19 protein-coding genes are annotated in these 18,607 nt (G+C 71.8%); 10 read left to right on the top strand and 9 right to left on the bottom strand.

Annotation, left to right across the window (positions count from 1 at the left end; translation table 11 throughout):
• Positions 1 to 16: 16 nt before the first annotated feature.
• Both ACL00U_RS14665 and ACL00U_RS14660 read right to left on the bottom strand, forming a co-directional pair.
• Positions 17 to 910 (bottom strand): amidohydrolase family protein, encoded by an 894-nt coding sequence (locus tag ACL00U_RS14665; protein WP_412873562.1) that lies wholly within the window; start codon positions 908 to 910, stop codon positions 17 to 19.
• 53 nt (positions 911 to 963) lie between these two features.
• Positions 964 to 1,233 carry a glutaredoxin family protein gene (locus tag ACL00U_RS14660; RefSeq protein WP_017888006.1) on the bottom strand — a complete coding sequence of 90 codons (270 nt, stop codon included), beginning with the start codon at positions 1,231 to 1,233 and terminating at the stop codon, positions 964 to 966.
• 114 nt (positions 1,234 to 1,347) lie between these two features.
• On the opposite strand from ACL00U_RS14660, the gene ACL00U_RS14655 reads away from it, so the two are divergent.
• The 6 genes from ACL00U_RS14655 to ACL00U_RS14630 all read left to right on the top strand — a co-directional run bounded on the left by ACL00U_RS14655 (position 1,348) and on the right by ACL00U_RS14630 (position 7,640).
• The gene (locus ACL00U_RS14655; protein ID WP_412873561.1) at positions 1,348 to 3,180 is read left to right on the top strand and encodes an adenosylhomocysteinase; all 1,833 of its coding nucleotides are present in this window, start codon (positions 1,348 to 1,350) and stop codon (positions 3,178 to 3,180) included.
• Positions 3,177 to 4,562 (top strand): amidohydrolase family protein, encoded by a 1,386-nt coding sequence (locus ACL00U_RS14650; RefSeq protein ID WP_017888004.1) that lies wholly within the window; start codon positions 3,177 to 3,179, stop codon positions 4,560 to 4,562. The genes ACL00U_RS14655 and ACL00U_RS14650 overlap by 4 nt, the downstream gene beginning before the upstream one ends.
• On the top strand, positions 4,559 to 5,077 hold the full coding sequence (locus ACL00U_RS14645; RefSeq protein ID WP_236559526.1) for a cupin domain-containing protein: 519 nt from the start codon (positions 4,559 to 4,561) through the stop codon (positions 5,075 to 5,077). The genes ACL00U_RS14650 and ACL00U_RS14645 overlap by 4 nt, the downstream gene beginning before the upstream one ends.
• 85 nt (positions 5,078 to 5,162) lie before the next feature.
• Positions 5,163 to 5,984, top strand: a complete 822-nt coding sequence (locus ACL00U_RS14640; protein ID WP_412873560.1) for an ABC transporter substrate-binding protein — start codon at positions 5,163 to 5,165, stop codon at positions 5,982 to 5,984.
• 4 nt (positions 5,985 to 5,988) lie between these two features.
• Positions 5,989 to 6,867, top strand: a complete 879-nt coding sequence (locus tag ACL00U_RS14635) for an amino acid ABC transporter permease (RefSeq protein ID WP_017888001.1) — start codon at positions 5,989 to 5,991, stop codon at positions 6,865 to 6,867.
• Positions 6,864 to 7,640 (top strand): amino acid ABC transporter ATP-binding protein, encoded by a 777-nt coding sequence (locus ACL00U_RS14630; protein WP_412873559.1) that lies wholly within the window; start codon positions 6,864 to 6,866, stop codon positions 7,638 to 7,640. The genes ACL00U_RS14635 and ACL00U_RS14630 overlap by 4 nt, the downstream gene beginning before the upstream one ends.
• Here the strand turns inward: ACL00U_RS14630 and ACL00U_RS14625 are convergent.
• On the bottom strand, positions 7,637 to 8,602 hold the full coding sequence (locus ACL00U_RS14625) for an NAD(P)H-quinone oxidoreductase (RefSeq protein ID WP_042540057.1): 966 nt from the start codon (positions 8,600 to 8,602) through the stop codon (positions 7,637 to 7,639). The genes ACL00U_RS14630 and ACL00U_RS14625 overlap by 4 nt on opposite strands.
• A gap of 146 nt (positions 8,603 to 8,748) precedes the next feature.
• Here ACL00U_RS14625 and ACL00U_RS14620 point away from each other — a divergent pair, with 146 nt between their 5' ends.
• Both ACL00U_RS14620 and ACL00U_RS14615 read left to right on the top strand, forming a co-directional pair.
• The gene (locus ACL00U_RS14620) at positions 8,749 to 9,156 is read left to right on the top strand and encodes a hypothetical protein (protein WP_017887998.1); all 408 of its coding nucleotides are present in this window, start codon (positions 8,749 to 8,751) and stop codon (positions 9,154 to 9,156) included.
• Positions 9,156 to 9,641, top strand: a complete 486-nt coding sequence (locus tag ACL00U_RS14615) for a hypothetical protein (protein WP_071250337.1) — start codon at positions 9,156 to 9,158, stop codon at positions 9,639 to 9,641. Before ACL00U_RS14620 ends, ACL00U_RS14615 begins: the two co-directional genes overlap by 1 nt.
• A gap of 81 nt (positions 9,642 to 9,722) precedes the next feature.
• Here the strand turns inward: ACL00U_RS14615 and ACL00U_RS14610 are convergent, their stop codons facing one another.
• The 3 genes from ACL00U_RS14610 to ACL00U_RS14600 all read right to left on the bottom strand — a co-directional run bounded on the left by ACL00U_RS14610 (position 9,723) and on the right by ACL00U_RS14600 (position 12,133).
• The gene (locus tag ACL00U_RS14610) at positions 9,723 to 10,601 is read right to left on the bottom strand and encodes an aldo/keto reductase (protein ID WP_031260190.1); all 879 of its coding nucleotides are present in this window, start codon (positions 10,599 to 10,601) and stop codon (positions 9,723 to 9,725) included.
• A 181-nt stretch (positions 10,602 to 10,782) separates the two neighbouring features.
• Positions 10,783 to 11,250: a DUF6264 family protein gene (locus ACL00U_RS14605; protein ID WP_017887995.1), complete on the bottom strand. Its 468-nt coding sequence runs from the start codon at positions 11,248 to 11,250 to the stop codon at positions 10,783 to 10,785.
• Positions 11,251 to 11,260: 10 nt separating this feature from the next.
• A complete protein-coding gene (locus tag ACL00U_RS14600) occupies positions 11,261 to 12,133 on the bottom strand; it encodes an HpcH/HpaI aldolase/citrate lyase family protein (protein WP_017887994.1) in 873 nt (290 codons plus the stop codon).
• Between the two features lie 143 nt (positions 12,134 to 12,276).
• Here ACL00U_RS14600 and ACL00U_RS14595 point away from each other — a divergent pair, with 143 nt between their 5' ends.
• Together ACL00U_RS14595 and ACL00U_RS14590 are read left to right on the top strand one after the other, a co-directional pair.
• Complete coding sequence (locus ACL00U_RS14595) at positions 12,277 to 16,104, top strand: AAA family ATPase (protein ID WP_412873558.1); 3,828 nt, start codon at positions 12,277 to 12,279, stop codon at positions 16,102 to 16,104.
• Between the two features lie 352 nt (positions 16,105 to 16,456).
• Positions 16,457 to 17,041 (top strand): CDP-alcohol phosphatidyltransferase family protein, encoded by a 585-nt coding sequence (locus tag ACL00U_RS14590; RefSeq protein WP_042540049.1) that lies wholly within the window; start codon positions 16,457 to 16,459, stop codon positions 17,039 to 17,041.
• A 110-nt stretch (positions 17,042 to 17,151) separates the two neighbouring features.
• On the opposite strand, the gene mscL is transcribed toward ACL00U_RS14590, so the two are convergent.
• The 3 genes from mscL to ACL00U_RS14575 all read right to left on the bottom strand — a co-directional run bounded on the left by mscL (position 17,152) and on the right by ACL00U_RS14575 (position 18,599).
• Positions 17,152 to 17,646: a large conductance mechanosensitive channel protein MscL gene (gene mscL, locus ACL00U_RS14585; protein ID WP_412873557.1), complete on the bottom strand. Its 495-nt coding sequence runs from the start codon at positions 17,644 to 17,646 to the stop codon at positions 17,152 to 17,154.
• 76 nt (positions 17,647 to 17,722) lie between these two features.
• Positions 17,723 to 18,013, bottom strand: a complete 291-nt coding sequence (locus ACL00U_RS14580) for an FmdB family zinc ribbon protein (protein WP_071250341.1) — start codon at positions 18,011 to 18,013, stop codon at positions 17,723 to 17,725.
• Between the two features lies 1 nt (position 18,014).
• Entirely contained in the window at positions 18,015 to 18,599 is a 585-nt protein-coding gene (locus tag ACL00U_RS14575; RefSeq protein ID WP_017887988.1) for a 5-formyltetrahydrofolate cyclo-ligase, read from the bottom strand.
• Positions 18,600 to 18,607 lie beyond the last annotated feature (8 nt).

Here is an 18,607-nt window from a genome sequence, read left to right as displayed (position 1 = left end):
CGCAACCAGAGACATCCTATGTCTGGTCCGAGGTGTCGACAAGGTTCCGGGTGCTGAGGGTCCTGTCATGCAGGTAGGTGCGCTCCGCCGTGCCGCCGAGGACCGCCTGGCGGTCGTCCGGGCTCAGGTCGGCCAGCGCCTCGGTGGTGCGTCGGGCCACGTCGTCGTAGGTCGTGGCGAGTGTCGAGACGGGCCAGTCCGACCCGAACATCGACCGCGCCGGGCCGAACCGCTCGACCACGGCGCGGACGTACCGGTCGACCGGCTGGCGTCGCCACTCCGGGCCGGCCTCGGTGAACAGGCCGGACACCTTGCAGACGACTGTGGGGCGTGCGGCGAAGTCATCCATCCGGCTCGGCCACCCGGGGTCCTCGCCCGCGATGTCGGGCTTGCCGGCGTGGTCGAGGACGAACGAGGCCTCGGGCACGGCGTCGACCAGTGTCAGCGCTGCACGGTGCTCCCGTGCGCGGACGAGCAGGTCGAACACCAGGCCGGCGGCGGCCAGGGCGCGGACGCCTCGGACGACCTCGGGCCGGGCGAGCCAGTCCGGGTCCGGTTCGTCTTGCGCCTGGTGCCGGATGCCGACCAGGCGGTTCCCGGCCACGGGGGTGCGACCGGGTCGTGCGACGAGGGCGACGAGGGCGGCGATCCGGTCGGCGACGTCCGGGGCGGTCAGGTCCACCCAGCCGACGACCCCGGCGACCGGCTCGGGCTGCTCGAGGAGCCAGGCGGTCTCGCCGGGGTCGTGCACGGCCTGCACGACGATCGTCCGGGTGACGTCGGTGCTCCGAGCGGCGGCGCGCAGGTCGTCCACGTCGAACCGTCGGCGGATCGGGGCGACCGAGTCGTCCATCCAGGGGTACGGCCGGTCGGCGGGATCCCAGAGGTGGTGGTGAGCGTCGATGATCACGCGCTCATGATGCCTGATTCATCCGATGTTCACCCGCGCGTTGCCGGTGCGGCTCAGACGACGCCGGAGGCCTCGAGCTCGGCGCGCAGCTCGGCGTCGGACGGCTCGACGAAGTGCTTGCCGTTCGGCAGCACCACGACGGGGATGTTCTTCCGGCCGCTGATCGCCTCGGCACGGTCCGCCGCGGACAGGTCCTGCTCCACGTCGACGTACTCGTAGTCCACGCCGAGGGTGTCGAGCAGCGCCTTGGACCGACGGCAGTCGCGGCACCAGTCGGCGCCGAACATGGTCACGCGGTCGGGGGCAGTCGTCGCATCGCTCATGTGCAGAGAGTACGTCGGAGCGCCACCGGGCATTCCCGGAGCCCGCGTCGCAGGGCGACAGGACCGCAGGCCTCCGCAGCAGGCGCGTGCCCGGCCTCGCCCTACGATTGGCACATGCCGCCAGCACCCGACCCCGCGACGCTGGCCTGGGCCTCGGCGGCCGTCCGGCGGTTCGCCGCTGCGACCAACCTGCTCGTCGCCGCCCGCCGGTTCCGCATCATCGGCGGGGACCCCCGGGACGCCGCGGCGCTCCGGCACCTGCTGACCGCACTCGGCGCGCGCGAGGCCGACGAGCAGCAGCCGAACCCGCGGCAGCCGTCCGACCTGGTCGACCAGCTCTGGTGTCTCGGCACGCCCGAGGAATCGACGCCCGCCGTCGAGCAGGCCGCCGACCGCCCGCGCGGCACCACCCTGGTCGTCATCGACGCCGGCCGGTACCTGCCCGCCGTCGACGAGGACGCCTTCGGCCCCGTCGCACCCGCCCGCCCCGGCGTGCTCGCCGTCCCGATGCTGTCCGACGACGTCTTCCTCGTCTCCACCGGCCGCGACCCCGAGCACGACCCCGCAGCCGAGGCCCGCCTGCGATGGGCCCGGCGGTCGATGCCGGTCGCCCGGTCGGTCGCCGCCGAACTCCGCGACGGCGGACTCCTGCGCGGCACACGCATCGGCGTCGCGATGTTCCTCGAACCCAAGACGGCGGTGCTGAGCCTGCTGCTCCGCGATGCCGGTGCCGAGGTCGTCGTCTACGCCCACGCCGACGAGACCGACGACGCCGTCGCCGACGCACTGCGGTCGGCCGGCCTGACGGTCTTCGCGAGCAGCACGGCGACGCTCGCCGAACAGAAGCGGCTGGCCCTCGCGATGCTCGACACGGCGCCGCACATCCTGCTCGACGACGGGGCACACGTCATCCGGCTCGCCCACCAGGAGCGCCCCGACCTGCTGCCGACGATGCTCGGCGCCGCCGAGGAGACCACGAGCGGCCTGCGGCCCCTGCGTGTGCTGGCAGCGCGCGGCGAGCTCGGCATCCCCGTGATCGCGGTGAACGACGCCCGCACCAAGACGTTCTTCGACAACCGGTACGGCACCGGGCAGTCGACGGTGTTCGCGGTGCTCGACCTGGTCGACGGGCTCGCGTCCGGCGCACACCGATTGCAGGCTGGGCCCACGCCGCCGGTTCCGGCCCGACGCGCCAGCGGCGGGCTGGCCGTGCCGGTGGGGAGAGGCGCGGCGGCGGTCGCCGGGTTCGGGCACGTCGGCGAAGGGGTCGCCCTGGTGCTCGCCGCCCTCGGGTTCCGGGTGACGGTCGCCGAGACCGACCCGGTCCGCGCCCTGCAGGCCCGCTTCGCCGGGTACGCCGTGGCCCCGCTGGTCCAGGCGGTGCGTGACGCCGACCTCGTGATGAGCGCCACCGGGGTGCCGGACACCATCGACCTCGAGGTGCTCCGTGCTTGCGCGGACGGCGCGATCGTCGCCGTCGCCGGTGGGGTCGACCAAGAGATCGCGGTCGATGACGCCCTCGCCGCCGGGGTCGAACGGCGGCCCGTGGGGCCGAAGGCCGAGCGGTTCGTGTTCCCCGGCGTCGACGGCGGGCCGATCGTGCTCGACGACGGTGGCTGCATCAACATCACCGCGGCCGAGGGCAACCCGGTCGAGATCATGGACCTGTCCTTCGCCGTGCAGCTCGGCGCCGTCCGGATGCTCCTGGAACGCGGCGACGAGCTGGAGCGTGCCGTCGTGCCGATCGACCCCGCGGTCGACGACATCACCGCCCGCACGGCGCTCGCCGCCTTCGGAACGCACGTCGGGCCTCTCCCCACCGGCACGGCCGGGCTGCCGCTGGCGCGTCAGACCGGAACCGGCGGCGTGGGCCCAGGCCTCCCCCCTGAACACCCGGCGGACCGCGAGCCGGACGTCCGGACGCACCGTTTCGGAGACCCCACGTGAGCGCCCGACAGCACCCGGTCACGGTGCACTCGGCGCGCGTCGTCGTGCCGATGACCGCGCCGCCGATCGCGGACGGCGCGGTCGCCGTGCAGGACGGCCGCATCCTGCACGTCGGCGACCGGTCGTGGGTTATCGACCAGCTCACCGGGTCCGGCGCGACGTTCACCGAGCGGCAGTGGCGTGGCGCGCTCCTGCCCGGACTCGTGAACGCGCACTCGCACCTGCAGTACACCGGCATGGCCAGTGTCGGCCAACGGCAGTACGGCGGATTCGAGGACTGGGCCGCAGCGTTCAACGTCGACTACGCCGAACCGCACGACTGGCGGGCCGAAGCCGCGGACGGTGCACGGGCGTCGATCCTGGCCGGCGTCACGAGCATCGCGGACATCGTCACCGACATCGAGGCCGCCACCGCGCTGCAGGACGCCGGGCTCGGCGGCATCGCGTACTGGGAGGTCATGGACTGGGAGAACGACGCCTGGCAGTCGCACGGTCGCGACCAGGTGCTCGACGAACTCGACCGGATCCCCACGACGCCCGGTGCGGGTCTGTCGCCGCACGCGCCGTACTCGCTCGAGGTCGCCCCGCTGCTCGAGCTCCCCGACATCGTGCGGCAGCGCGGTCTGCGACTGCACCTGCACCTCGGCGAAGCGGCGTTCGAGGGGGAGCGCACCGCCCTCGGTCCGGTCCCCGGGCTCGACGGGGTCGACGGCGTCGGACACGGGAACGACTGGCACCTGGCGAACGTGCCGTCGTTCCGGGCGCTGCGAGCCCTGGGCTTCGGCGCGAGTGCCACCGCGTTCGTCGACCGGCTCGGGGTGCTCGGCCCGGACTGCCACATCGCCCACGGCGTCTACATGACCGCGGCCGACCGGGCCCTCCTGCGTGCCCGGGGCACCGCCGTCGCACTGTGCCCGCGGTCGAACGCCGTCATCGGCCTCGATCCGCCGCCCGTCGCCGACTACCTGCGCGAGGGCAGCCCGATCGCCATCGGCACCGACTCCCTGTCGTCGTCGCCGTCCCTCGACCTGATGGCCGACGTCACCGCGCTGCACCGGATCGCCCGCGCCCAGGGCTACGGGCACCGGGACCTGCACGAGCGGCTGCTCGCGGCGGCGACCCTCGGTGGCGCGCACGCGATGGGGCTCGCCGTCGGGCCGGACCGCATCGGGCACCTCGCCGTCGGGGCGCGTGCCGACCTGGCGGTCTTCGACGTCGATGCCCGTACCGTGCCGGACGCGCTCGCCGAGCTCGTCGAGGACGGCGCCGGGCGGGCGGCCGCCACCGTGATCCGCGGGGTCGTCCGTGCCGCGGCGGGCGTCGTCACCGAACCGGCTTCCCCGCACATGGACATCCCCGCACCGCACCAGGAGGAACGATGACCGAGACCGCACCCCGCCCCGGCATGGCGGCCCGTCGCACCGTCGACGGCGACCTGATCGAGTGGCTCGACGTGCCGAAGCGCGCCATCGCCCTCGGCATGGAACCGCACCCCGAGGGCGGTTGGTACGTCCGCACCTGGACCTCGCCGGCGACGGTCACCACCCCCGCGGGGGACCGTCCGGCCGCCACCCTGATCCACTTCCTGCTGCCCCCGGGCGAGGCCTCGGCCTGGCACCGGGTCACGAGCGACGAGATCTGGATGTGGCACGGTCCGGACACCGTCGACCTGCAGCTCGGCGGCGACGGTGACGTCCCCGAGCCCGGCGCGACGATCACGCTCGGCCCGGACGCCGGCCGCGACCGGGTGAACGACGCGCAGGCGTTCGTGCGCGGCGGGGTGTGGCAGCGGACGATCCCGGGCGACGGCGAAGTGCTGCTGAGCTGCCTGGTGTCGCCGGGCTTCTCGTTCGACGACTTCACGATGGCCGACGACGGGGACTCTGCCGCCGAGTAGCACCGCGACACCGTTTCGCGTTGGTATCCCACCGCGAAGTACACTTCGACCTGCCCCCACCCCCCCCTCGCACGAAGGCCCGACCGTGACCCGTCCCCTCCGCTTCACCCTCGCCGTCGCCACCGCCGCGGTCGCCGCCCTCGCCCTGTCGGCCTGCTCCGCCGGGGGCAGCAGCAACGCCGACGGCACCGTGACCGACGGCAAGCTCACGATCGCCACCGGTGACCCGGCGTACTCGCCCTGGGTCGAGGACAACAAGCCGCAGTCCGGCAAGGGCTTCGAGTCCGCCGTGGCGTACGCCGTCGCGAAGGAGATGGGCTACGGCAAGTCCGACGTCGTGTGGAAGCGCAGCACCTTCGACAGTGCCATCGCCCCGGGCCCGAAGGACTGGGACCTCAACGTCCAGCAGTTCTCGATCGACGCGAAGCGCAAGAAGGCCGTCGACATGTCGAGCGCGTACTACACGACGACGCAGGCCGTGGTCACGACGGAGAAGTCGAAGGCCGCCGACGACACCACGATCGCGGCGCTCAAGCAGGACGCCATCGGTGTCGCGACCGGCTCGACGAGCATCGCGAGCGTCAAGGACGTCCTCGGGGTCACCCCGCAGGTGTTCAACTCGAACGACGACGCCGTGCTCGCACTCAAGTCCGGCCAGATCGACGCCATCGTCACCGACCTGCCGACGGCGTTCTACATGTCCGGCGCGCAGCTCGACGACGGGACCGTGTCGGCGCAGTTCCCCGACGACGGCAAGGGCGACCAGTTCGGCTTCGTCCTGCCGAAGGGCTCGGAGCTCACGAGCAAGGTCGACAAGGCCCTCAAGACCCTCGACGACGACGGCACCCTGCACAAGCTGCAGACCAAGTGGCTGTCGTCCGAGACCGGCACCCCGGTCCTGAAGTAACCGCATGACGCTGCCAGCAGGCACCGGCACCCCGGTGGCCGCCCCCGCGCCGAGCCAGGTCGAGCTCGAGCGTCGGCTCTACCGTCGCCAGCGCGGCCGTCGTTCGGTCGTCGTGTCGGTCGTGTCCACCCTGGTCGTGCTCGCCGTCGTGTACTTCGGCGTCGTGAACACCCCCGGCTGGGCGGCGGTGCAGCAGTCGTTCTTCGACCCCGAGACCGCGATCGACACGTTCCCGGACATCCTGCTGGGCCTGTGGCTGAACGTCCGGATCCTGTTCTTCAGCGCCATCGGCGTCGCCGTGTTCGGCACCCTGCTCGCGGTCGTGCGGGGCCTGCGCAACCCGGTGTTCTTCCCGCTGCGGATGCTCGCGACCGGGTACACGGACCTGTTCCGCGGCCTGCCGCTCATCATCGTGCTCTACCTGGTGGGCTACGGCATCCCGGGGCTCGGGGTGTTCCCACGGCTGCCCGCCGAGGTCTGGGGCACGATCGCGATCACCCTGACCTACTCGTCGTACATCGCCGAGGTGCTCCGGGCCGGCATGGAGGCCGTGCACCCCTCGCAGCGCCTGGCCGCCCGGTCGCTCGGGCTCTCGCACGCCAAGACGCTGCGCCTCGTGGTGCTGCCGCAGGCGATCCGCAAGGTCACGCCGGCGCTCATGAACGACTTCGTGTCGATGCAGAAGGACGTCGGTCTGGTCTCGATCCTCGGCGCCGTCGACGCGGTCCGCTCCGCTCAGATCGCGCAGGCCGAGACCTACAACTTCACCCCCTACTTCGTCGCCGGGCTGCTGTTCGTGGTGATCAGCCTGCCGCTGATCCGCGTCACGGACGCGATCGCGCGTCGGCAGCAGCGGCGTGAGCAGATCGGAGGGACCGTATGAGCCAGGCAGGCCTGGAGGCCCGTAGTGCGTCCGGTACGGACGCCGCGGTCCTCGAACTGCGCGGGTTGCGCAAGGCCTTCGGCGAGCACGAGGTCCTGCGCGGGATCGACCTGACGGTGCACCGCCACCAGGTCATCTGCGTCATCGGGGCGTCCGGGTCGGGCAAGTCGACGCTGCTCAAGACGGTCAACCTGCTCGAAGGCATCGACGACGGCGAGATCCTGCTGCAGGGCACGGACATCGCCGACCCGCGCGTCGCCGTCGACGCCGTGCGGGCCCGCATCGGCGTGGTGTTCCAGCAGTTCAACCTGTTCCCGCACATGAGCGTGCTCGACAACGTCACGCTCGCTTCCCGTCAGGTGCACGGCATCGGACGGGCCCAGGCCGAGGAGACCGCGCGACGGTTGCTCGACCGGATCGGCCTCGCTTCGTTCGCCGACGCGTACCCCGACCGGCTGTCCGGCGGGCAGCAGCAGCGCGTCGCCATCGTCCGGGCCATCGCGTCCGACCCCGAGCTGCTGTTGCTCGACGAGGTCACGAGTGCGCTCGACCCCCAGCTCGTCGGCGAGGTGCTCGACCTGGTCACCGAGCTGAAGCGGCAGGGCTCGACGATCCTGATGACGACGCACGAGATGCACTTCGCGCGGAACGTCGCCGACCGGATCGTCTTCCTGCACCGCGGCGAGGTCGTCGAGCAGGGATCGCCCGCCGAGGTCCTCGACCACCCGCAGCACCCCGCGCTGGTCGAGTTCCTCGCCCGCGTGCACGCCTAGGGCGTCAGCAGCACCTTGCCGATCACCTCACCGTCGCGCACGCGGCGGTGGGCCTCCTCGACCTCGGCGAGCGGCAGTACCGAGTCGATGACCGGTCGGATGCTGCCGTCGGCGACGAAGGGCCAGACGTGCTCGCGGACGGCGGCGACGATCGCGGCCTTCTCGGCGAGCGGCCGGGCGCGCAGGGTCGTGCCGCTGATCGACGCGCGCTTGCGCATCAGCACCCCGAAGTCGAGCTCGGCGGTGCGGCCGCTGCCCGCGGCGATCACCGCGATGTGCCCGTTCGGGGCGAGGGCCTGCAGGTTCCGGTCCAGGTAGGACGGGCCGACGACGTCGAGCACCACGTCGACACCGACCCCGTCGGTGAACGCCAGGACGCGCTCCACGAAGTCCTCCGTGCGGTGGTCGACGACCAGGTCGGCACCGAGGTCCCGGGACGCGGCGACCTTGCGCTCCCCACCGCTCGTCGCGATGACCGTCGCACCGAGGGCCTTCGCCCACAGCACCGCGTGCGACCCCATGCCGCCCGTGCCACCGTGCACCAGGAGCGTCTGCCCGGGTCGGAGCCCGGCGAGCATGCCGATGTTCGAGTAGACCGTGCAGGCGGCTTCGGGCAGACCGGCGGCCTCGACCAGGTCGACCCCGTCGGGGACCGGCAGTACCTGGGTGACCGGGGCGACGACGAGCGACGCGTACCCGCCGCCGGAGAGCAGTGCGCACACCCGGTCGCCCACCGCGACGGTCGTGACCCCGGTGCCGACGGCCCGGACCGTGCCGGAGACCTCGAGCCCGAGGACGTCCGAGGCCCCGGGCGGCGGCGGGTAGTTCCCGGCGCGCTGCTGCAGGTCCGCGTTGTTGACGCCGGCGGCGGCGACCTCGATCAGGACCTCGTCGGTGCCGGGTCGGGGGTCGGGCAGGTCGGTGACGGACATGGAAGCGTCGTCGAACGTGATGGCGTGCATGCCCTCGACGGTACGCGCCCCGTCCCTCGTGCCGGCTGTCGGGGGCCGCGGCCGGCCGGACCCGGAGCGGATCTTCCCTGTACGCTCAATCATGGATCTGCACCTCATCCGGGGGAGTGCGGACGGATCGAGGGGGACCCTCCACCATGCCCAAGAAGCTCATCGCGCTGGCCACCGCCGGCCTCGCACTCACGCTGCTCGCCGGTTGCTCCACCGGGCCGTCCAAGGCCGAGCAGTGCACCCAGTTCGAGAAGACCGTCAAGTCCGCTGCCGAGGGCGTGCAGTCCGAGGCCGCGAACCTGCAGTCCGACCCGGACGCCGCCGTCACGAAGCTCAAGGAGCTCGACGCGAAGATCTCCGACGGCGTCGACGACCTGTCGGACGACGACCTGAAGGCCAAGGGCGACGCCTTCGAAGAGGCCTACGGCGACCTGGTCGACGACATCGAGGACATCGCCGAGGACCCGAAGTCGGCCGACGTCTCGGGCCTGACGAAGTCCAGCACCAAGGTGCAGGACGCCGGCAACGCGTTCCAGAAGGAGTGCAACTCCTGATGCGCCGCACCCTCACCGCGCTGGCCACCGCCGGCCTCGCACTCACGCTGCTCGCCGGTTGCTCCGGCGGTGACGGTGGCAACGGTGGCAACTCGTCCGGCGGTGACTCGGGGGCGTCCAGTGCGCCCTCGGCGTCGAAGACCGCGGCGGCGGCACCCGCGCAGAGCAAGCAGGAGGCCTGCTCCCTGCTCGAGAACGAACTCGCGTCGTTCCTCAAGGAGCAGGGGGCCAACACGGCTCCGTCCGACGTGAAGGCCCGCGGGGCGCTCATCGGCGAGTTCGTCCAGCGCATCGACTCGGCGCTGACGAAGGTCTCGAACGAGCAGGTGCACGACACGTTCGAGGAGTTCTCGGGCGCGGCCAAGCGCTACAGCTCGGCCATCGAGTCCGGTTCGGCAGAGGACTCGACCGAGGTCAAGAAGGCCCAGTCCGACGTGCAGAGCACGCTCGACCAGGTTTCGGCCGTCTGCCCCGCCAAGAGCTGACCGCCACCGCGCACCACACACGACGACGCCCCGCCCTCCTGCGAAGGAGCGGCGGGGCGTCGTGCATCCCAGGGGGACGGGTCAGGCGGCCGCGGCCTGCGACGCGTCGAGCCGTGCGACGTCCTCCGGTCGCAGCCGCACGGTCGGCGCGGTGATCGAGTTCAGGATCGACTGCGGGCGCGACGCCCCGGGGATCGGGACGACGACGTCGCTCTTCTGCAGCTCCCACGCCAGGGCGATGACCTGCGGGGTGACGCCACGGTCGCGGGCGATGTAGGCGAAGTCCTCGAACGCCGTGCCGAGGTCCGCCGCACTCCCGATGCCGCCGAGGGGGCTCCACGGCAGGAACGCGATGCCGAGCTCGTCGCACAGTTCGAGCTCCGGCTCGCTCGAGCGGAACTTCGGCGAGTACTGGTTCTGCACCGAGGCCAGGCGTCCGCCGAGCACCTCGTTCGCGGTGCGGATCTGGTCCGGGTCGGCGTTCGAGATGCCCGCCATCCGGATGACGCCCTCGTCGAGCAGCTCGGCGAGCGCCCCGATCGAGTCGGCGTAGGGCACCGCGGGGTCGGGACGGTGGAACTGGTACAGGCCGATCTGCTCGACGCCGAGCCGCTTCGCCGACGCCTTCGCCGCCTCCTTCAGGTACTCCGGGTGCCCGTTCTGGGTCCAGTTGCCGGCTTCGGGGCGCAGGTGTCCGCCCTTCGTCGCGATGAGCACGGCCGAGGTGTCGTCGTGGTACTCCCGGACGGCCCGCGCGATGAGCTCCTCGTTGTGCCCCACCTCGTCGTGGCCGCCGAGGTGGTAGGCGTCGGCGGTGTCGATGAGCGTGACACCGTTCTCGAGCGCTGCGTGGATCGTGGCGATGGACTGACGCTCGTCCGGTCGGCCCTCGATCGACATGGGCATCCCGCCCAGACCGATGGCACTGACGGACACGTCTCCGATGACTCGTTGCTTCATCGGCCCAGCATGCGCCGGGGGTGCGCCCGCACGCCCAGGTGGTCACGCCGTGACCGTGACCGACAGGCGGACGGGAGGCGCGTAGCGGCCCCGCCTTCGCGCCTCCAGGCCGGAACGCACACGCGTTCTCCGACAGGACACGCGTCAATCGACGCGTGTCCTGTCGGAAGGGTGGTGTCGGTCAGGCGGTGGCGGACACCGACGACGCGGCGGAACCGCTGTCGACGGCGTTCGCGAACACGACGCCGCCCCAGGCGATGACGACGATCGCGAGCACGAAGCCGATCGCGGCGATCCACCACGACGGCTTGCGGCGGATCCAGGCGCCGATCGACAGCACGATCGTGGCGACCCCGATGACGAACGCGCCACCGACCGCGATGGCGGCGCCACCGAAGTACCCGCCGGGCGAGCACCCGGCCGAGGCGTCGCACGACGTCGTGGCCGAGGCGACCGCGATGATGCCGACGACCGCCGTGATCGCGGTCATCACGGCACCGAACACCAGGAGCAGGACCGTCGAGATCCGGTCGGCGAGCTTCGCCGGCGGGAACAACGTGGTGCCGCCGCGCTCCCACGCCGCGCGCTGCGCGTCCGTGGGGGCGGAGGAGGGCTGCTGCGGAGGGCCGGGGACGTTGGACCAGGTCATGCGTGCAGTCCTACCGCGCCTCGACCCCGAACGCCTGTGCGAGCCGCTGGATCTTCTGCGCCCGACCGAGTCGGGGCAGGTCGGAACCGTCGCGGATGACCCGGCCGCGGGCCTCGAAGTCGTCCAGGAAGTCCTGTGCCCAGGCGACGTCGGTCGGGGTGGGGGAGATGACCTCGTTGATGACGGGGAGCTGCTCGGTGTCCAGGCAGAGCTTCCCGGTGAGGCCGAGCGACACGGCGACCTGCGACTGCTCGCGGAGGATCGGGTGCGACGACCCGACCGTGGGGCCGTCGATCGGGCCGGGCAGGTCGCCGACGCGCGAGGCGACGACGAGCTTCGACCGCGGGTACGCCATCGCGAGGGTGTCGGCGCTCGTCCCGGTGTCGCGGCGGTAGTCGCCGGACCCGAAGGCCAGGCGGAACGCACCCTGCGCCTTGGCGATCGACACGGACTCCTCGATGCCGAGCGCCGACTCGACCAGGGCGATCACCGGCGTCTGGCCGCCGAGCCGGTGCCAGGTGTCGGTGACCTGGGCGGGGGACTCGGTCTTGGCGAGCATGACGCCCTGCAGCCCGGGCAGGCCACGGAGCTCCTCGACGTCGTCGGCCCAGAAGTCCGTCGTGACGTCGTTGATGCGCACCCAGGCCTCGCCACCGCCGGCCAGCCAGGCGGCGACGCCCTGCCGTGCCGAGGGCTTCGCGGCGGGGTCGACGGCGTCCTCGATGTCCAGGATGATCTGGTCGGCGCGGGACCGCTGGGACTTGTCGAACCGATCGGTCGCGGTGCCGGAGACCAGCAGCCACGAGCGTGAGATCTCGGCGGGGACCGATCGACGCCGGTTCGGCGTAGGGGCGGACGGAGCGGTGCGGTCGTCGATGGCCATGCCCCGTTGGTACCACACCAGAGGGGACGAACGCCTCGCTCGGACGCGTGCCGCGTCGATGCGGAAACCCCGAAACCTCGGTTCATTGCCAGAGAGGCCGTCCGGTTCCGCCTACAGTGTCGGATGTGTGGCGAGCGGACAGGGTGACCGACGGTGAGGACGACGTGAACGACGACGTCCCCGTCGAGGGTGCCCGCGCGCGCTCCGACGACGATCGAGACGAGCAGCAGGACGTGGACCAGGAACGGACCGACGACGAGCCGGACCGCATGCTCCGCCCGGAGCTGCAGATGACGAGCCCGCAGGCGATCAGCCTGGGCGACCCGCGGTTGCAGGCGGGCAACGCGGCGGAACCGACGTGGGACGGCTGGCGCACCCAGCTGACCGGGGTCGGTGGCACCAGCCCGCTCACGCACTTCAGCGACCACCCGCGCGCCCGCATCGAGCTGTCGACCACCCACCCCGGTGGTCTCGCGCAGTTCATCACCGGCAAGACGACCCTGCTGTCCAGCCTGATCCGCGACGAGGTGGCGCTCCGTGCCGCCCGCGTGGCCGCCGGACACGTTGAGGCGAAGGGCACCGAGCTCGCCACCGTGCGCGGCATCGACGCCGTGAAGCTCGGCATCGGCATGGCCGACTGGAAGCACGGCGACGAGCAGTTCCGCGGCCCCGTGCTCCTGCGACCGCTGGCGATCCGTCGGCACGGACGCGACTTCGAGGTGCGCCTGCTCGGCGAGCCGGTGCTCAACCCGGGCCTCGCCGACGCCCTCCACGAGCAGTTCGGGGTGATCCTCGACGCGCAGTCCTTCGTGGCCCTCGCACAGCAGGACGGCTCGTTCACACCGAACCCCGTCATCGACCGGCTGCGTGGGCTGACCGCGCACATCCCGGGCTTCTCGGTGCACGCCCGACTCGTGGTGTCCGCCTTCGCCGAGGTCGCGACCGGCATGGTCGAGGACACCGGCGACCTGTCGCACCCCGTGCTGGACGCCCTGGCAGGCAACCCGAGCGCGAAGTGGCAGGTCGAGCAGTCCTACCACCCTGTCGAGCAGACCCCGTCGGACGAGCGCAGCCCCGAGACCGACACGCTGCTGCTCGACGCCGACGACGAGCAGGAGAACGTGATCGCCCAGATCACGGCCGGCAACTCCATCGTCGTGAAGACCCTGCCGGGCACCGGAGGCACCCAGACCATCGTGAACGCCCTGGGCGGCCTGGTCGCGGCGAACAAGCGCGTCCTCGTCGTGAGCCCGCGCCGCGCCACCCTGCGGGGCATCGCCGCACGCTTCGGCGAGGTCCAGCTGCCCGGGGTCGCCGTCACACCGTCGACCCTGCGCCGCGACGTCGTCCGTGCCATCGCCCGCAACGAGAAGGCCACGCGGCCGAACCTCCGCGAGGTCGACGACGCCCTGGTCCGCCTGCGCAAGGTGCTGAAGGACTACCGCGGCTCACTCACCCGCAAGGACCCCGACTTCGGCGTCTCGGTGCTCGACTGCCTGGTGGAGCTGTCGCGCCTGTCGCTGCTGCCCGTCGCCCCGTCGACGACCGCCCGGCTGTCGAAGCAGTCCGTGGCCTCGATGGTCGACGGCCGGTCGCGCGTCGCCGAGACGATGGTCAGCGCCGCGAACCTCGGCGAGTTCCGCTACGGCCCCGATGACTCGCCCTGGTACGGCGCGAAGTTCTCCTCGAGCGACGGGGCGCAGCGTGCGCACCGCATCGCGAAGGACCTGGACGCCGACGGCCTGCCGACCCTGCTCCGCCGCGCCCACGACCTGGTGAGCACGACGCACATGCGCCAGTTCACGACGATCAACGAGCTCGGCATCTACCTGCGCCTGCTCACCGAGATCCGCGACACGCTCGACCGCTTCTTGCCGGTGGTGTTCGACCGCTCGGTGTCCGAGCTCGTGGCCGCCACCGCCCCCCGCGGCGAGGGCGCCCCGATGTCGTCCACGAACCGTCGGCGGCTGAAGAAGCTCGCACGTGAGTACGTCCGACCGGGCGTGCACGTGTCCGACCTGCACGAGGCGTTGACCCGCGTCCAGCAGCAGCGCGTGCTCTGGCAGCGCTACGTCGCCGCCGGCGTGAACCCCGAGGTGCCGACCGGCATCGCCGATGTGCAGGTGCTGTTCTCGAACGTCGCCGAGGACCTCGCGCGTCTCGACGAGCCGCTGGGCCGCACCGAGCGCGACCGCCAGCTCGCGAACACCCCGGTCGACCAGCTCGTCCCGACCATCGCCGAGCTCGCCGCCGAGTCCGACGTCCTGCACAACCTGCAGGAGCGCACCGAGCTCATGCAGACCCTGCGTGACCTGCAGCTCGAACCGCTCATCACCGACCTGGCGAACCGGCACGTGCCGGACGTGCAGGTGCCGGCCGAGCTCGAGCTCGCCTGGTGGCAGTCCGCCCTCGAGACCATGCTCGAGTCCGACCGGGCCCTGCTCGGCGCGAACACCGACATGCTCGACCGGGTCGAGGCCGACTTCCGCCTGGTGGACGACGCCCACGCGGCCGGGGTCTCCCAGGGCCTGGCGTGGCAGCTCGCCGAGAACTGGAAGGTCGGTCTTGTCGACTGGCCCGAAGAAGCGACGGCGCTCAAGACGCAGCTGCGTGACGGCGCGATCACCTCGCGCCTGCTGCAGGACTCCGCACCGCACCTGTCCCGGTCGATCGCCCCCGTCTGGCTCGCGAGCCCGTACGAGGTGCCGCAGATCGCCGACACGATGCCGTTCGACACCGTGATCCTGGTCGACGCCGGTGCCGTGACGATCGCCGAGACCGTCGGTGCCGTCCGTCGTGCCCGCCAGACCGTCGTGTTCGGTGACCCCGTCACCCAGACGCCGTCGCCGTTCCGCATCGCCGTGGACCCCGAGCACCGGGCGCTGCAGGTCGACGAGGGCACGCTCGACGCGTTCCACGCCGACTCCGCACTCGCGAAGCTCTCCACCCTGCTGCCCACCCTGTCGCTGTCGCGGTCGTACCGCGCCGGCGGCGAGGACCTGGCGGAGCTCGTGAACCGTCGCTTCTACGGCGGGAAGATCGAGTCCCTGCCGTGGGCCGGCTCGTTCCTGGGCCACGGCTCGATCGCGCTCGACTACGTCAGCGACGGCAAGGCCGTCCCCGACCCCGAGTCCGGTGCCGTCGAGAGCGTCGACGCCGAGGTGGACCGCGTGGTCCGGCTCGTCATCGACCACGCCCGCACCCGTCCGACCGAGTCGCTCATGGTCATCACCGCGTCGGCGAAGCACGCCGTGCGGGTCGAGCAGGCCGTGCTGACCGCCGCCCAGGGCCACAAGGACCTGACCGAGTTCGTCATCGGCGACCGCGCCGAACCGTTCATCGTGGCGACGCTCGAGCAGTCGGTGGCGCAGAGCCGCGACCGTGTCGTGTTCTCCATCGGCTACGGCCGCACCCCGCACGGCCGCGTGCTGCGCGACTTCGGTCCGCTCGGCAAGCCCGGCGGCGAGCGGCTGCTCGCGGTCGCGATGACCCGTGCCCGTCGCTCGATGGTCATCGTCACGTGCTTCCAGCCGTCCGACATCGAGGCCGAGCGCATGGGCCACGGCACCATCGCCCTCGCCGAGATCCTGGCCGAGGTGCGCGCCCGCACGACCGCCGAGTACGTGCCGGACGACTCCGACCCGTTGCTCGTCGACCTGGCCCGTCGCCTCGAGATGCGCGGCATCCCGGTCGCGCTCGGCCACCGTGGCAAGCTCGGCCTCGTCGCCGCGCACGGCGGGGTGTGCGTCACCATCGAGACCGACGCGTCACTGGTGAAGGGGTCGCTGCGCGAGTCCCTGCGCCTGCGCCCCGAGGTGCTCCGTCGTCTCGGCTGGCACTACGTGCGCGTGCACGCGTTCCAGCTGTTCTCCGACCCGGACCGCGTCGCCGACACCGTCGCGTCCGTGCTCGGGGTCGACCGCGGTGCCACGCAGGAGATCTCGATCCCACCGATCCCCGCCCGCCGGTGAGCACGCAGGATCTCGATCCCCGCGTGTCCACGGTCGGCCCCGCCCGCCGATGAGCCGCCGGGCCTCGCGGCCCGCCGGTCCGGTGACGCCGGAGACGGACCAGCTGGTGGGCACGTGGACGCGGGCCGACGACGTGTCGTCAGCCGCGCCTCCCGGATCAGCGGTCCCGCAACCTGACACGGACGACCCGTCGGGAGGCCCGGTGCGGCGCCGCAGGCGCGTCACCACCCAGCCGGTGGCGGGCTACGACCCGGCGCCGCCGCCGGAGCCGGCGCGACACCGCGACGGTGAGAACGACGACCAGCTCCGGCGCGACGTCCCGCCGCACTGGTAACCGGTACCCTGGCCCGTGATGACTGACACCGCGCGGCAGCGCCCCGACTGGCAGACCTGGCCGAACCTGATCACGCTGTTCCGCCTCGTGCTGATCCCGGTGTTCATCGGCCTCGTCGTCGCCGGCCACCCGGGGTGGGCGCTCGTCGCCCTCGTCGTGATCGGCGTGAGCGACTGGGCGGACGGCTTCATCGCCCGGAAGTTCGACCAGGGCTCGAAGCTCGGCAAGGCGATCGACCCCGTCGCCGACCGTCTGGCGATCATCGCGATCGTGCTGTCCCTGGTGCTCGTCGGCCTGCTGCCCTGGTGGGTGGTGGCCGTCGTCGTGCTCGTCGACCTGGTGCTCGTCGTCCTGTCGAGCGTGCTGTTCCACGGCAACCCGGACCTCGACGTCACGTGGACGGGCAAGATCCGCTCGGCACTGCTGTTCGTCGGGCTGCCGGTGCTGCTGTTCTCCGCGGTGCACACCGTCGACGAGAACGCGCCGTGGGTCCGGGTCGTGGCCCTGGTCTTCGTCTACCTCGGCACCGCGGGGCACGTCCTCGCCGGCGCCCAGTACGCCGTCGCGATGTTCGCGAAGCGCCGGGCTGTCTCCGCCGCCTGACCCCCCCTCCAGCGCAAAACACCGGTGTTCACGCTGCGCACCGCGGTTTGCGGGTGTGCAGAGCGGGAACACCGGTGTCTTGCGGGTCCGAGCGCGGTCGTGCGCCGGGGCTAGAGCTTCGTCGAGCCGCCGATGCCGGGCCCCTCGGGAGCGTTCGACGGGGCGATGTGCGCCCCCGTGCTCGCGACGCCACCGTTCTGCGGGCGGAGCAGGTCGCGGATCTCGAGCAGCACTTCGACGTCGGTCGGGGGCACGTCCTGCGGGGTCTGCTCCTCGTCGTTCTTGACGCGCTCGAACGCCACCTTCTTCAGGTGGTTCACGGGTACGACGAGCGCGAAGTACACGACCGCGGCGACGATGACGAAGTTGATGACTGCGCCGATGATCGCGCCGAAGAGGATGTCGGCGCTGCCGCCGGACACCGTCGGGATGCTCCAGACGAGCGCCTTGTCCAGGCTCGAGGCGTTGAACACCGCACCGATGAGCGGGTTGATCAGGGCGCTGACGATCGTGCTGACGATCGCGGTGAACGCCGCACCGATGACGACTGCCACGGCCAGGTCGATGACGTTGCCGCGGAGCAGGAACTCCTTGAAGCCCTTCATGCGAGGGTCTCCTTCCGGGTCGAGGACGGCCGCCGAGTGGCGACGCGCCCAATGTATCCGGAGAGCGCAGACCGCGTCAGGATGCGGCGGACTTCGAGCTGCTCGGCTTCGACTCGGGCTTCTTCGCCGGCTCGGACTTCTTCGGCTCCGACTTCGCAGGGGCGCTCGACGACCCCTCGGCCTTTGGCGCCGGGCGGGAGTCGGTGCGGTAGAAGCCACCGCCGTTGAAGGTCACGCCGACGGGGGAGAACACCTTGCGCAGGACGCCGCCGCAGACCGGGCACTCCGTCAGGGTGGCGTCGGAGAACGACTGCTTGATGTCGAACGCGTTGTCGCACTCGGTGCAGCGGTACGAGTAGGTGGGCACATCAGCTCCGGAACGTGATGATGCGTGACGGCGTGATGATGCCGTCGACGGGTTCGTCGTGGGGTTCGCGCGGGACCTCGTCGAGGTACTCCGCGTCGAAGATCACAGCATAGACGGGCGGGCGGTTCGCCATGGACCCGAGGGTCTTGTCGTAGTAGCCGCGCCCCCAGCCCATGCGGACGCCGTCGTGTCCCACCGCCGCCGCGGGGGCCAGGATCGCGTCGACGTCGTTGATCGCGAGCGGTGACAGGACCTCGCCGACGACCTCGGGCAGGCCGAGCAGGCTCTCGGTCTCGCTCTCACCGTCGCCCACGGCCCAGTCGAGCAGGCCGTCCTCGCGGGTGACGGGCAGCAGCACGCGGATGCCCTGCTCGAAGGCCCAGTTCAGGAACGGCCGGACGTTCGGCTCGTCCGGCGCGGACAGGTACAGGGCGATGGACGTCACCTGGCGCTCCTCGACGAAGCGCTGCAGGGTCGCGGTCAGGGTCTCGGTGTCCGCGTCGCGTTCGGTCGTGGTCCGGGTGCGCCGCCGCTGCCGGAGTTCGGCTCGCAGGGCGCGCTTCTCGTTCCCGAGATCGGCGATCATGCCGAGGA

Source organism: Curtobacterium poinsettiae, assembly GCF_047226435.1.
GTDB classification, from domain to species: domain Bacteria; phylum Actinomycetota; class Actinomycetes; order Actinomycetales; family Microbacteriaceae; genus Curtobacterium; species Curtobacterium poinsettiae.
The sequence above is the reverse complement of the archived record's forward strand: the minus strand, read 5'-3'. Positions and strand labels throughout refer to the sequence as shown.